Below are 13,441 nucleotides of genomic sequence, written 5' to 3' on the forward strand. Positions count from 1 at the left end.
TCTGCTGTCGGGCCTGGGCCCACCACCGCTGACGGACGGCACCGTGCTCCCCCTGGGACGCCCTACGGGGGCGCACGCGCGCGTGGACGTCGTTCCGCATCCGGCGCCGCCCTCGGAACTCGTCCTGCGCGTCACCCTGGGCCCGCGCCACGACTGGTTCACGGAGGCGGCCCTGCGCACCCTCGTCACGCGCCCCTATGCCGTCTCCGCCGCGAGCAACCGCATCGGCCTGCGCACGGAAGGCCCCGCCCTGGAACGTTCCAAGCCGGGCGAACTGCCCAGTGAGGGGATGGTGCTGGGCGCCGTCCAGGTGCCGCCGGACGGCCGCCCGGTCGTCTTCCTCGCCGACCATCCGACCACCGGGGGCTACCCGGTGGTCGCGGTCGTCCACCCGGCGGACCTGCCCGCCGCCGCCCAGGCCACACCCGGGACACCGGTGCGGTTCGTGACGGTACGCCGCCGCTGACCGGTCGCACACGCGGTTGGACCGCGGTACATCGCCCCCTGAGCCGCGTACGCCCGCCGCCGCAACCACCTCAAGCCGTCAAGCCGCCCAAGCACCCTCAAGGCGGTCGAGCCGACCTCGAACCGCCGCTCAAGCAAACCGCCTCTCAAGCCGTCTCAAGCGGCCTCCGGCTGATGATCCGACACGGACAGCGCCGCCAGCGCCGACGCCACCGCTCGGGAGGCCGACAGATCCAGCCGGGCACTCGTGCCGCGCGCCTTGTGGCGTACCTCGGCGGCGGCGAGGGTGAGGAGTTGGGGAAGCAGGTCGGTGCAGCGCCGGGCGACCCAGCCCGTGCCCGCCGTGGCCAGCCACCAGAGGCCGGCGGTGCGGGTGGGCGCGGGGAACTCGGGTTCGGGGGACGGGGCGGGCCCCGTCGCGATCCCCGCCTCCGCGAGGAGGGCATGGAAGCGGACGGCGAGCTGCCGGTGCCCCCGCTCGCCGGGATGCAGCCGGTCCACACTCCACATCGCGCGGTCCGTCAGCCAGGCGCCCTCGGAGGCGTGCAGATGGACCGCCCCGTAGCGCTCGGACAGGGCGTGGACCACGGTGTTGACGGCCCGCTGCCGCCGGGCGAGCGGCCTGGCGAGCGCCCCGGGCAGGCCGAGCATCGCGCCGGGGTCGGGCAGGCAGGCGGTGAGCAGCACCGTCTGCCGCTCCCGGAAGGCCCGGTACACCTTGTCCAGGCGGGCGGCGACGGCGTGGATGTCGAAGGTGCAGCGCAGGGTGTCGTTGACGCCGATGACGACGGAGGCGACGTCCGGCCGGAGGTCGAGCGCGGCGGGCAGCTGCTGTTCCAGCACCTCACGCGTCTGGGAGCCGCTGAGGGCCAGGTTGATGAACTCCACGGATGAGCCGAGCCCGTCGGCGAGGAGGGCGGCCCAGCCGCGCCGGCCGTCGCCGACCGGGTCCCCCACGCCTTCGGTGAGGGAGTCGCCGAGCGCCACGAAACGCAGGGCTCTCATCCGACGCCCTCCCGTATCGTGCGCACCGGCTGCTCGGGGCGTCCGACGGGCGCGTCGTGCGCGGCGAGGAACGCGTCCACGGCGGTCCGCCAGCTGAAGCACTCGGCACGCACGCGTGCGCCTTCCCTGCGGTCCCGCTCCGGGCGGTCCAGCAGCTGCTCGACCGCGTCCGCGAAGGACTCCCCGTTGTCCGCGGCCGTCGCCCCGGCCGAGCCGACGACCTCCGGCAGCGCGGACGAGGAGCTGGCCACCACGGGCGTACCGCAGGCCATGGCCTCCAGCGCGGCGAGCCCGAACGTCTCGGCGGGCCCGGGCGCCAGGCACACATCGGCGGAGGCCTGCAGCGCCCCCAGCGTGTCGCGGTCGGCCACATGCCCGAGGAAGGTCACCGGCAGCCCCTTCGCCCGCTGTTCGAGCCGGCCCCGCAGCGGCCCGTCCCCGGCGACGACCAGTACGGCCCGCCGCCCGCGCCGCAGCAGCGCCTCCAGGGCTTCGATCGCCGTGCCGGGCCGCTTCTCCACCGACAGCCGGGAGCACATCACCAGCAGCACATCGTCCACGCGGCCCACGCGCGCGTACCGCTCCCGCAGCCCCGGGTCCCGCAGCGCGGGGTGGCGCCCGACGAGGTCGACGCCCAGCGGGGCGCGTACGACGTTCCGGGCGCCGATCCGTACGAACTCGCGCTCCGCGAACTCCGTGGTGCACACGACGCGCGAGTAGGTGTGAGCCGTGCGGACGTTGAGGGCGTCGGCGGTGCGCCGGGCCATGTTCTCGGACAGGCCCCAGGTGCGCAGCACGCCGTCGGCGGTCTCGTGGGAGACCATCACCGCGGGCACCCTGGCGCGCCGGGCCCACGCGCCGGTCCAGCGCAGGGTGGTGCGGTCGGAGACCTCCAGCCGGTCGGGGCCCAACGACTCCAGGAGGCCGGCCACCCGCCGCTTGTCGGTCAGGACGCGGTAGCCGCCGGTGCCGGGCAGCAGCGGACCGGGCAGGGTGATGACCCGCCCCTGCTCGGTCTCGCGGTCGGTGTGCCGCTCGCCGGGCACGACGAGCACGGGCTCGTGTCCGGCCTCCTTGAATCCCTTGCCCAGCTCGCGCAGTGCCGTGCGCAGCCCTCCGGAGGCGGGTGCGACGAAGTTGGCGAGCCGTACGATCCGCAGGCCGTCCGTCGGTGCGCTCACACCGCCACCGCCGTCCGCGCCGCCAGCACATCGGCGTAGTGCCCGATGAGCTGATCCCCCACGGCCTCCCAGGTGCGCCCCTCCACCATGGCGCGACCGGCGGCCCCGTACGCGATCCGCAGCCCCGGATCGGCGACCAGGGACCGCACGGCGTCCCGTACGGCCGCGGCGTCGCGCGGCGGCACCAGCAGACCGGTGCGGCCGTGGGTCACGAGATCCAGCGGGCCTCCGGCGGCGGGCGCGACGACGGGCACGCCGCCGGCCATGGCCTCCTGCACGGTCTGGCAGAAGGTCTCGAACGGGCCGGTGTGGGCGAAGATGTCCAGCGAGGCGAAGATCCGGGCGAGGTCGTCGCCGGTGCGGCGTCCCAGGAAAACGGCGCCGGGCAGGGTCTCGCGCAGCCCGGGTTCACTGGGGCCGTCGCCCACGACGACGACGCGTACGCCGTCCAGCCCGCACACGCCGGACAGCAGTTCGACGTGCTTCTCGGGGGCGAGGCGGCCGACGTAGCCGACGATCACCTCGCCGTTGGGCGCGAGTTCGCGGCGCAGCGCCTCGTCGCGCAGTTCGGGGCGGAAGCGGACGGTGTCGACGCCACGGGGCCACAGGCTGACCCGGGGCACTCCGTGGGCCTCCAGGTCGTGCAGGGCCGCGCTGGACGGGGCGAGGGTGCGGTCGGCGGCGGCGTGCACGGAGCGGATGCGCCGCCAGGCCGCCGCCTCACCGGCGTGCACATAGGTGCGGGCGTAGCCGGCGAGGTCGGTCTGATAGATGGCGACGGCGGGTATGCCGAGGCGCGCGGCGGCTGCCATGCCGCGCACCCCGAGGACGAAAGGGCTGGCCAGATGGACGATGTCGGCCCGGTGTTCGACGATCGCTGCGGCGACTCTGCGACTGGGCAGGGCGACACGGACCTGGGGGTAGCCCGGGAGCGGAAGGGACGGGACTCGGACGACGGGGCACGGCGCCTGAAGATCGGCGCCGGCTCCGCTGCCAGGGGCGGTGGCCGGGGCCACGACGAGTGGGGAGTGGCCGCGCGCGACAAGGTGCCGCGCGGTCTGCCAGGCGCAGTGGGCCACGCCGTTCACATCGGGGGGAAAGGACTCGGTCACGATGACGACACGCATACCGGTGTTGTCGTCGTGCTGGACGTGGCCGCGTCAACGTGGATCTTTCCGCCCGGGGAACGTCCCATGAGCGTTGCGCTGCGCACTTCTCCAGGTCAGGTCGTGTCCATGCCGTCCTGACGTCCGAGTCACCCCATGTTCACATCGCGGGCATGTCAGGGCCCATCCGGCTGCGTACGGCTGTCTGGACCTCGGCCTCCTCGGCCGGGTCGGCGGCCAGTCGGCGGAGTTGGTCGACGACCCGGGCGTCGCCTGTCTCGGCGTACCGGGCGGCGATCTCGCGGGTGGTCTCCTCGCAGTCCCAGAGGCACTCGACGGCGAATCCGGCCGGGAAGGAGGGGTCGGTGGCGGCGAGCGCGCGGGCGGCGCGACCGCGGAGGTGGGAGGAGGCGGTCTCGCGGTAGATATGGCGCAGCACGGGTGCGGCACAGGTGATGCCGAGCCGTCCGGTGCCGTCCACGAGGGTCCACAGGGTGGGCGCGTCGGGTCCCTCACCGCGTACGGCCTCGCGGAGGGCGCCCAGCACCAGGTCGCTGTCCTGCGCGCCGCCCCGGCAAGCGAGCACGCGCCCGGCGGCGGCGCCCAGCGCGTCGGGCCGGTGCACCCAGCCGCGGGCCCGGTCGACGGCGGCCACGCTGCGCATGCGTTCGAATGAGGCCACGGCGGCTTCGACGACCATCGCCGTGCCGTCGGTCATCGCGCCCTCGATCAGGTCGAGGGCGTCGGGATCGTTGCCGTCGGCGAGGTAGCGCAGTGCCGTACAGCGGGCGCCGTCGTCGCCGGACCGGGCGGCCTCCAGGATCTCCGGCCGGTCCTCGGGAGCCGCGACGGCCGCGAGACACCGGGCGGCCGGCACATGGAGTACGGCTCCGCGTTCGATGCCCTGCTGGGCCCACTCGAACACGGCGCTGACGCTCCACTCCGGCCGGGGTCCGCCGGGGCGCATCTGCCGTTGCCAGCGGTCGAACGAGCCGACCTCCTGGGCAGCACGCACGCGTGCGGCGATCTCTTCGCGGGGGTCGTCGGCCCACAGCCGCCAGGGCCGGGGTTCGAAGGCGTCCCGGACGGTGGCGGCGAGTTCGGCCTCACCTTCGGGATCGGTGCTGAAACGGGCCAGGACGGGTTCGGCGAGGGCCCGTAGGCCTTCGTCGTCGTCTCTGAGGGCCAGCTCGTCCAGGGCCCACGCCCAGTTGGTGCCCACGGCGGCGTACCTGCGCAACAGTTCGAGCGCGTCCCGTCTGCCGTACGAGGCGAGGTGCCCGAGGACCGCGAGGGCGAGTCCGGTGCGGGACTCGCAGGTGTCGAGCACGTCCTCGGCGTCGAACAGGTGCCGCTCGATCTCGTCGAGCTCGCCGTTCAGATCGAGGTAGAGCCGGGCGTAGTACAAAGAGCGGTTCTCCACCTGCCAGTCGTGGCGGGGGTCGCTCAGCACACAGTGGTTCAGCGCCGCGAGCGCCTCGGCCCGCGGGGCGGTGAGCGCGTGCAGCGTGCCGTCGCCGCGGCCCCGCTGGAGCAGGCCGAGCAGCGTACCGCTGGGCGCTATGACCGGTTCGAACATGGGAAACAGCCTCACATCAAGCGTCGACGCAACCGGGGATCGTGCACTACCTGGCCGCGTGACAACACGTCGGGGCGCCCGCCGTCTCTTGCTTGCTGTAGACCATCTTCCTCTGCCTCTCGTCGGTGGCCCATGCGGACCGCATCACGGCCCGCGCGGTGCGGCAACACCTGCCCAGCCATCGCGTCCGTGAATCACGACGTCATGATGACCCGGCGGTTCTTCCTGCCGCGACCGAAATTTCCGGCGGCCCTTTACCGCCTCCCCCGTATGTGTTGTTTTACCTGGTCAGAACATGTGGATCAGTGTGCGCCGAACAGTTCGAGCAGTTCAGCCCTGCCGAACATCCGTGCAGTGTCGACGGCGTTCGGAGTGCCCGCGAGCGGATCCGCACCGCCCTCCAGAAGGACGCGGATGACGTCCCCCTCACCCTTGAAAACCGCCCCCGCGAGGGGAGTCTGGCCTCGGTCGTTGACGCGGTCGGCCGCACCGCCGCGGTCCAGCAGAGCCCGTACCGCGTCGGCGTGACCGTGATACGCGGCGAGCATCACGAGCGAGTCGCCGCGGTCGTTGGTGAGGTTGGCCGGAACACCCGCGTCGACGTACGCCACGAGCGCCTCGGTCTCGCCCCGCCGGGCCAGATCGAAGATCTTGGTCGCCAGCTCCACGACCTCGGGGTCGGGGGCTTCGCTCATCGCCGGGACCACCTCTCACTGCGAGCTAGGGATTACGGGTCACGCCTGAGAACACATGCACCTCAGGAGCCTACTTCGGCGGACCGTGGCGCCGTACGGGTGAATCGCCAGGGTACTGGCTCCGCGGGCACATGAGCGGTCACGGTCGAGGCAAAGATCACACCGACTCCGCCGGGACGCAACAGCCCAGCCCGGACGGGCCGGGATGCCTTCGACCGCCCGGGTGAAATCCGCCAGATTTCACCCATTCGCACCTTTAATCGTATAGATACATGGTGTGACCTTGGAAGAACTCATGGTGACTGTCCCCATCAACCAGGAGAGCCCAAATGATCCTGAACATCTCAGGCGTCGTCGTGCTCGGCGTCATCGTCTTCCTGTTCTTCCGCAAGGACGGCCTCAAGGCCTCGCACTGCATCGTCGTCACGCTGTTCGGCTTCTACCTCGCCAGTACGGGCATCGCCCCGAGCATCACGGCGGGCGGCGAGAGCCTCGCGAGCCTCCTCGGAGGGATCAAGTTCTGAGCCCGTCCGCAGGCCCCTCACCCGTACACACCTCCAGGAGACAGCCGTGGCCCGGGTCCCTCTCCCTCGCGTTCTGAGCAGTGGCGGCGCGCGCGTTCTGAACAGTGGCAGTGCGCGTCTGACCAGGAGCCGGGAGCTGGCCCGGACGGCGGCCGACGGCGCCACCGACGTCCTCCACCCGCTGATCGCGATCAGCCGTGGACTGCGCCGGCTGGCCGCGGCCGGACGACGCCGCTGGGCCGAGACCCCCCGGGACCGGCGGGGGTCACTGCTCTTCCTGGCCTCCTCGGTGCTCCTGGTCGTGACCCTGGTGCCGTACGGACCGCTGCTCGCCGTCATCGCCCTGATGGCGGCGGCAGCCTGGGCGGGCCGCGCCCCAGCGGACTCGGAGTCCGCCGGCCCCGACGAGTCCCAGGCCCAGCGCCTGCGGTCCCTCTACGAGGCCCTGGTCCCCTACTTCTCGACAGCCGACGACCCCGAACCCCTCTACTCCCACGGCGGCGCCTGGGACAAGGCCTTCCCCACCTACGCCTTCGACGGCACCGGCCGCGTCTCCCATCTGCTGATCCGCTACCCCGCGTACTTCACCGACGGCGAGGCCGAAGCCCGCACCCGCATCGAACACCTGCTGCACACCAAGGCGGGCCGCGGCCGGGAGTACCGCTTCACATGGGACGAGGAGGGCAACGAGCTCACCGTCACCGTCCTCCCTCCGCTCGCCACCGACATCGCCGCGCAGCGCTTTGTCACGGCACCGGGCGAGACGGTCCTCGGCTTCACCGACGCCACCCATGTCCAGCGCACTCTGCCCCTCTTCTCGGGAGACCCCCTCTCCTCCGACAAGGAACAACGCGACGTACCGCCCGTCGTCTGGCGCACCGGCGTCCGCTCCGCGGAGCCACATCTGCTGGCCGTGGGCGAGCCGGGCAGCGGCACGACCACCCTGCTTCGCTCGATCGCCCTCCAGGTCCTCCAGTACGGCGACGTCGTCATCGTCGACGGGGGCGGCAGCGGCGAGTACGCCTGTCTGGCCGGCCGGGACGGCGTCCTCGCCATCGAGTGCGGCCTGACCGGTGCCCTGGCCGGCCTGGAATGGGCGGCCCAGGAAACGGAACGCCGCCTGATCGCCACGAACGTCGCCCGCCAGGCGGGTCACTCTTCACCGGACGACACCCAACGCCCTCTCTGGCTCCTCCTGGACCGCCCGAGCGCGCTCATCCAGCTCGCCGCCGCCGACGGAGGGCGCGACCCTCAGTCCCTCCTCCAGGTCCCCCTCCGCCACGGCCGCGCGGCCAATGTCACGGTGGTGGTCGCCGAACAGTTCGACCACCTGGACGCCCTCACGGACGCCGTACGCCAACACACCCGCGCCCGAGTGGTCCTGGGCCCGGCCACCCGCGAGCAAGTGGAAACGGTCCTGGGCGCGCCCCCACCGACCACCCCCACCCCCGACGTCCCTCCGGGCCGCGGCTACGCCCGCCTGGGTCCCGGCCCCACCCTCCGCCTCCAGGTCCCGGCCACCCCTGACCCCTACGCGCCCGACACCCCGGAACCCCATGGCGAGGCAGTCCTGTCCCTGCTCCCACCACACACGACACCGGCCACCGCGACCTTGACGAAGGCCGCCGCAGTGGAACAGCCGGGCGCCTGACAGCTCGGGGTGCCTGGTACTTCGGCAACTACAGGTGATGTGTGGCTGATCGCACAGTTCCCCGCGCCCCTCAAAGGGGCGCGACCCCGGCTGCCACACCCCGACAGCCGGCGCCCCGTCACGCCACGAACGTCCGCGGTCCCTCGTTCCCCCCGGTCGCCCCGTCCCGCACCAACCGTGCCGCCGCCGCCAGCCGAACCGCCGCCTCCTCGGCCACCGCACCGCCCACCGTGAACGGCAGCCGCACATACCCCTCGAAGGCTCCGTCCACCCCGAACCGCGGCCCGGAGGGCACCCGCACCCCCACCCGCTCCCCCATCTCGGCAAGCCGCGACCCGGACAGCCCACCCGTGCGGACCCACAGCGTCAGCCCACCCCGAGGCTCCGAGAACTCCCAGTCGGGCAGCTCCCGCCGCACCGCGGCGACGAGCGCGTCCCGGTTCTCGCGGGCCTGCTCCCGTCGAATTCCCACGGCCCGCTCCCACCCCCCGGTGCTCATCAGCCAGTTCACGGCAAGCTGCTCCAGCACCGGCGTCCCCAGATCGGCGTACGCCCGGGCCGCGACGAGACTCCGGATCACCTCGGGCGCGGCCCGCACCCACCCGATCCGCATCCCGGCCCAGAACGCCTTGCTGGCCGACCCGACGGTGATGACGGTGGACCCCGCAGGGTCGAACGCGCACACGGGCCGCGGCATCTCCACATCGGCGTCGAGATACAGCTCGGACATGGTCTCGTCGGCGACGAGCACGGTCCCGGCGGCCCGGGCGGCGTCGACGAGCCCCCGACGCCGGTCCTCGTCGGCGAGCGCCCCGGTCGGATTGTGGAAGTCGGCGACGACATACGCGAGTCGCGGCGCCGCGTCCCGCAGCACCTGCCGCCAGCGGTCCATGTCCCACCCGACGAGCCCGTCCGCCATGGCGACCGGGACCAGCCGGGCCCCCGCCTCCCGCATCAGCTGCAGGATGTTGGCGTACGACGGCGACTCCACGGCGATCCGCTCGCCGCGCCCGGCGAAGAGGTGACAGATGGCGTCCATGGCACCCATGGCCCCGGTCGTCACCATGATCTGCTCGGGCATGGTCGGGATGCCGCGCGCGGTGTAGCGGTCGGCGAGCATGGAGCGGAGCGCGGGCAGCCCGGCCGGATAGTCCCCGTGCGTGTGGGCGTACGGCGGCAGCTCCTCCAGCGCGCCCTGTACGGCCCGGGTGAGCCACGGCTCGGGCGCGGGCAGGGCCGCACAGCCCAGGTCGATCATGGAGCCGAGCGCCTCGGGCGGCAGCGGTTCGAGCCCGCGCGCGGGCAACGGCTTGCCCGCCGGTACGGCGGTCCAGCTGCCCGCCCCGCGCCGGGACTCCAGGAACCCCTCCGTGCGCAGCGCCTCGTACGCCGCCGCGACGGTCGTACGGCTGACGGACAGGGCCAGGGCCAGTTCGCGCTCGGCGGGCAGCCGGGCGGCGACGGGCACGCGGCCTTCGAGGACGAGCACCCGGACGCCGTCGGCGAGCGCGCGGTAGGCGGGCGGGCGCTTGCTGCCGGGGCCGCTGGGGCGGTCCTGCTGGGAGTTGAGCATGCGGGCGAGCTGGGCGGCCCCCACTGCCGAAGTCCACTGAGACACGTTTTCCAGTCCACCTTCCCCGAATTGGCCTTGGATGGCATCGTCCCTCAAGCCACAGGGTGACATGTGTCAGGCCACTACCACCACAGGGGGGCACCTTTGTCCGCTCACGGGCATCTCGCGCGGCGGCTGTCGCAGCTCTACGTCGGTCTCACGCTGTACGGCGTGAGCTCGGCGCTTCTCGTCCGGTCGGGCCTCGGCCTCGAACCGTGGAACGTGCTCCACCAGGGGCTCGCCGAACGGACCGGTCTGTCGATGGGTGTCGTCCTGACCATCGTCGGTGCCGCGATCCTGCTGCTGTGGATCCCGCTGCGCCAGCGGCCCGGTCTCGGCACGATCTCCAACGTCCTGGTGATCGGCGCCGCCATGGACGCCACCCTGGCCATGACCCCCGACGCCCGAAGCCTGGCGGCGCGGATCCTGCTGATGGTCACCGGGATCGTCCTGAACGGCGCGGCGACCGGCCTCTACATAGCGGCCCGCTTCGGCCCCGGCCCCCGCGACGGGCTGATGACCGGCCTGAACCGGGTCACCGGCCTGTCGATCCGTCTGGTGCGCACGGCCATCGAGCTGACCGTCGTCGCGACCGGCTTCGTGCTCGGCGGCACGGTCGGCGTGGGCACCCTTCTCTACGCGCTCTCCATCGGCCCGCTCGCCCAGCTCTTCCTGCGTGTGTTCGCCGTCCCCACGTCCGGCGGCAGCACGGTCGTTGCCACCGGGCCATCGAAGGGGGCCATACTGCACCGGTGACCGCCGTCAAACGCCACCCGTACCTCGACCATCCGGGCCCGATCGCCTTCGCCCACCGGGGCGGGGCGGCGGACGGCCTGGAGAACACCATGGCCCAGTTCCGGCGCGCGGTGGAGCTGGGCTATCAGTACATCGAGACCGATGTGCACGCCACCCGTGACGGCAAGCTCGTCGCCTTCCACGACGCGACCCTGGACCGGGTGACCGACGGGGCGGGCCGGATAGCGGACCTGCTGTGGAAGGACGTACGGCACGCGCGCGTGGCGGGCGTCGAACCGGTCCCCCTCTTCGAGGAGCTCCTGGAAACCTTCCCCGAGGTCCGCTGGAACATCGACATCAAGGCGGAGCTGGCCCTGCACCCGCTGCTCAATCTGATCGCCCGCACCGACTCCTGGGACCGTGTCTGTGTCGGCTCGTTCTCCGAGTCCCGGGTGGCGCGCGCCCAGCGTCTGGCCGGTCCGCGCCTGGCCACGTCGTACGGTACGAGCGGCGTCCTGGGGCTGCGGCTGCGGTCCTGGGGTGTGCCGGCCACGGTGCGTCGCTCGGCGATCGCCGCGCAGGTGCCGGAGTCGCAGTCGGGGGTGCCGGTGGTGGACAGCCGGTTCGTGCGCGCCGCCCACGCACGCGGGCTGCACGTCCATGTGTGGACCGTGAACGAACCACAACGTATGCACCGCCTCCTGGACCTGGGCGTCGATGGCATCATGACCGATCACATCGACACGCTGCGCAAGGTGCTCGAGGACCGGGGTACCTGGGTCTGACGCCTTCGCGCGGCCCGTTCACGGGGAAGCGAGGGCACGGGTGGGCACCGACACCGTGCGGACGGGCGCGGCCGACGAGGCCGACGACCGGCGGCGCGAGCAGCGCGGCTGGTACTTCTACGACTGGGCCTGTTCGGTCTACTCGACCAGCGTCCTGACCGTGTTCCTCGGCCCGTATCTCACCGAGGTCGCCAAGTCCGCCGCCGACTCGGACGGTTACGTCCATCCGCTGGGCATCCCGGTCCGCGCCGGCTCGTTCTTCGCGTACTCGGTCTCCCTGTCGGTGATCATCGCGGTGGCGATCATGCCCCTGGTGGGCGCCGCCGCCGACCGTACCGGCCGCAAGAAGCCCCTCCTGGGCGCCGCCGCCTATCTGGGGGCCGCCGCGACCGCCGGCATGTTCTTCCTGGACGGCGACCGCTATCTCCTCGGCGGCGTGCTCCTGGTCATGGCGAACGCGGCGCAGTCCGTCGCGATGATGCTCTACAACTCCTACCTGCCCCAGATCGCACCCCCGGAGGAACGCGACGCGGTCTCCTCCCGGGGCTGGGCCTTCGGCTACGCGGCCGGCGCCCTGGTCCTGGTCGCGAACCTGGTCCTCTTCACCGCCCACGACACCTTCGGTGTCTCCGAGAGCATGGCGGTCCGTATCTGCCTGGCCTCGGCGGGACTGTGGTGGGGCGCCTTCACCCTCATCCCCCTGAGCCGCCTGCGCGACCGCCGGGACCCGGCGCACGGGACGACCGGCGCCCAGGAGGCCACCGCCCCCGGCCTGCGCCAGCTCGCGGCGACCGTCCGCGACATGCGCCGCCATCCGCTGACCCTCGGCTTCCTCCTCGCGTATCTCGTCTACAACGACGGCATCCAGACCGTGATCTCCCAGGCCTCCGTCTACGGCTCCGAGGAACTGGACCTCGGACAGTCCACACTGATCGTGGCCGTCCTGCTGGTGCAGGTGCTGGCGGTCGCCGGAGCCCTGGCCATGGGCCGCCTGGCCCGCACGTACGGCGCGAAGCGCACGATCCTCGGCTCCCTGATCGCCTGGACCCTGATCCTCGCCGCCGGCTACTTCCTCCCCGCCGAGGCACCGGTCTGGTTCTTCGTCCTGGCCTCCGGGATCGGCCTGGTCCTCGGCGGCAGCCAGGCCCTGTCCCGCTCCCTCTTCTCCCACCTCGTCCCGCCCGGCAAGGAGGCCGAGTACTTCTCGGCGTACGAGATGAGCGACCGCGGCATGAGCTGGCTCGGCCCGCTGCTGTTCGGTCTGACCTACCAGCTGACCGGAAGCTATCGGGACGCGATCATCTCCCTGGTCGCCTTCTTCGTCATCGGATTCGCCCTGCTCGCGAGGGTCCCGGTGCGTCGGGCGATCAGCGACGCGGGCAATCCCGTACCCGAGAGGATTTAGCGCCCGGAGCGAAAGCGCTGTAGTGTACGCGTTTGGCCTGCCAGGCGTACCGTTACTGCGCGTCAAAGATGCCGAAACGCTGGGTGACATCTGCTGTCAGATGTGACAAACCGGGCGCCGGTGGGTACTGCACTGGTTGACAAGGCTGCGGCTACGACGGCGACGCATGACCCGGAACGGGACACGGAACGGGAATCTTTACCGCCGACCGGACGTTGACCGGATGACGACGACAGCGACACCTGTCCTGTGGGCGACAAGCCCGGGAGGCACGATTCATGAGTGAGCGAGCTCTTCGCGGCACGCGCCTCGTGGTGACCAGCTACGAGACGGACCGCGGCATCGACTTGGCTCCGCGCCAGGCCGTGGAGTACGCATGCGAGAAGGGGCATCGCTTCGAGATGCCCTTCTCGGTCGAGGCGGAGATCCCGCCGGAGTGGGAGTGCAAGGTCTGCGGGGCCCAGGCACTCCTGGTGGACGGCGACGGCCCTGAGGAAAAGAAGGCCAAGCCCGCGCGTACGCATTGGGACATGCTGATGGAGCGGCGCACCCGCGAGGAACTCGAAGAGGTCCTCGAGGAGCGCCTGGCCGTTCTCCGCTCCGGCGCGATGAACATCGCGGTACATCCGCGAGACAGCCGCAAGTCGGCGTAACCCCTCCGGGGGTCAGCCGGGCACACGGCACAACCAAAGCCGACG

General features: G+C 72.1%; 13 protein-coding genes. 7 read left to right on the forward strand and 6 right to left on the reverse strand.

The genetic code is table 11. The features are described 5' to 3' along the window. Positions 1–466 (forward strand): 5-oxoprolinase subunit C family protein (locus tag STRIP9103_RS07270; RefSeq protein WP_009302050.1); only part of this gene is annotated, 466 nt, incomplete at its 5' end. A gap of 155 nt (positions 467–621) precedes the next feature. On the opposite strand, the gene STRIP9103_RS07275 is transcribed toward STRIP9103_RS07270, so the two are convergent. The 5 genes from STRIP9103_RS07275 to STRIP9103_RS07295 form a co-directional block, all read right to left on the reverse strand. Beyond that, entirely contained in the window at positions 622–1,470 is an 849-nt protein-coding gene (locus tag STRIP9103_RS07275; protein ID WP_009302053.1) for an SGNH/GDSL hydrolase family protein, read from the reverse strand. Then, positions 1,467–2,651, reverse strand: coding sequence for a glycosyltransferase (locus STRIP9103_RS07280; protein ID WP_009302059.1), 1,185 nt, complete (start codon positions 2,649–2,651; stop codon positions 1,467–1,469). The genes STRIP9103_RS07275 and STRIP9103_RS07280 overlap by 4 nt, the downstream gene beginning before the upstream one ends. Beyond that, on the reverse strand, positions 2,648–3,778 hold the full coding sequence (locus STRIP9103_RS07285; protein ID WP_009302027.1) for a glycosyltransferase family 4 protein: 1,131 nt from the start codon (positions 3,776–3,778) through the stop codon (positions 2,648–2,650). The genes STRIP9103_RS07280 and STRIP9103_RS07285 overlap by 4 nt, the downstream gene beginning before the upstream one ends. A gap of 139 nt (positions 3,779–3,917) precedes the next feature. Further along, a complete protein-coding gene (locus tag STRIP9103_RS07290; protein WP_009302062.1) occupies positions 3,918–5,336 on the reverse strand; it encodes a HEAT repeat domain-containing protein in 1,419 nt (472 codons plus the stop codon). A gap of 302 nt (positions 5,337–5,638) precedes the next feature. Further along, positions 5,639–6,031 (reverse strand): ankyrin repeat domain-containing protein, encoded by a 393-nt coding sequence (locus STRIP9103_RS07295; RefSeq protein ID WP_048819864.1) that lies wholly within the window; start codon positions 6,029–6,031, stop codon positions 5,639–5,641. Positions 6,032–6,360: 329 nt separating this feature from the next. Here STRIP9103_RS07295 and STRIP9103_RS07300 point away from each other — a divergent pair, with 329 nt between their 5' ends. Then, complete coding sequence (locus STRIP9103_RS07300; protein WP_009302029.1) at positions 6,361–6,555, forward strand: hypothetical protein; 195 nt, start codon at positions 6,361–6,363, stop codon at positions 6,553–6,555. A 46-nt stretch (positions 6,556–6,601) separates the two neighbouring features. Next, the gene (locus STRIP9103_RS07305; protein WP_009302048.1) at positions 6,602–8,206 is read left to right on the forward strand and encodes an ATP-binding protein; all 1,605 of its coding nucleotides are present in this window, start codon (positions 6,602–6,604) and stop codon (positions 8,204–8,206) included. Between the two features lie 118 nt (positions 8,207–8,324). Here the strand turns inward: STRIP9103_RS07305 and STRIP9103_RS07310 are convergent, their stop codons facing one another. Then, the gene (locus tag STRIP9103_RS07310) at positions 8,325–9,824 is read right to left on the reverse strand and encodes an SCO1417 family PLP biosynthesis transcription factor (protein WP_048819865.1); all 1,500 of its coding nucleotides are present in this window, start codon (positions 9,822–9,824) and stop codon (positions 8,325–8,327) included. A 99-nt stretch (positions 9,825–9,923) separates the two neighbouring features. On the opposite strand from STRIP9103_RS07310, the gene yczE reads away from it, so the two are divergent. The 4 genes from yczE (at position 9,924) to STRIP9103_RS07330 (ending at position 13,396) form a co-directional block, all read left to right on the forward strand. Further along, positions 9,924–10,574 carry a membrane protein YczE gene (gene yczE, locus STRIP9103_RS07315; protein ID WP_009302025.1) on the forward strand — a complete coding sequence of 217 codons (651 nt, stop codon included), beginning with the start codon at positions 9,924–9,926 and terminating at the stop codon, positions 10,572–10,574. Next, positions 10,571–11,338, forward strand: a complete 768-nt coding sequence (locus STRIP9103_RS07320) for a glycerophosphodiester phosphodiesterase (RefSeq protein ID WP_009302057.1) — start codon at positions 10,571–10,573, stop codon at positions 11,336–11,338. Before yczE ends, STRIP9103_RS07320 begins: the two co-directional genes overlap by 4 nt. Before the next feature lie 40 nt (positions 11,339–11,378). Beyond that, the gene (locus STRIP9103_RS07325; RefSeq protein ID WP_009302047.1) at positions 11,379–12,743 is read left to right on the forward strand and encodes an MFS transporter; all 1,365 of its coding nucleotides are present in this window, start codon (positions 11,379–11,381) and stop codon (positions 12,741–12,743) included. 278 nt (positions 12,744–13,021) lie between these two features. Next, positions 13,022–13,396, forward strand: coding sequence for an RNA polymerase-binding protein RbpA (locus STRIP9103_RS07330; protein ID WP_003977404.1), 375 nt, complete (start codon positions 13,022–13,024; stop codon positions 13,394–13,396). Positions 13,397–13,441: the final 45 nt, after the last annotated feature.

The organism is Streptomyces ipomoeae 91-03 (assembly GCF_000317595.1).
Lineage (GTDB): Bacteria > Actinomycetota > Actinomycetes > Streptomycetales > Streptomycetaceae > Streptomyces > Streptomyces ipomoeae.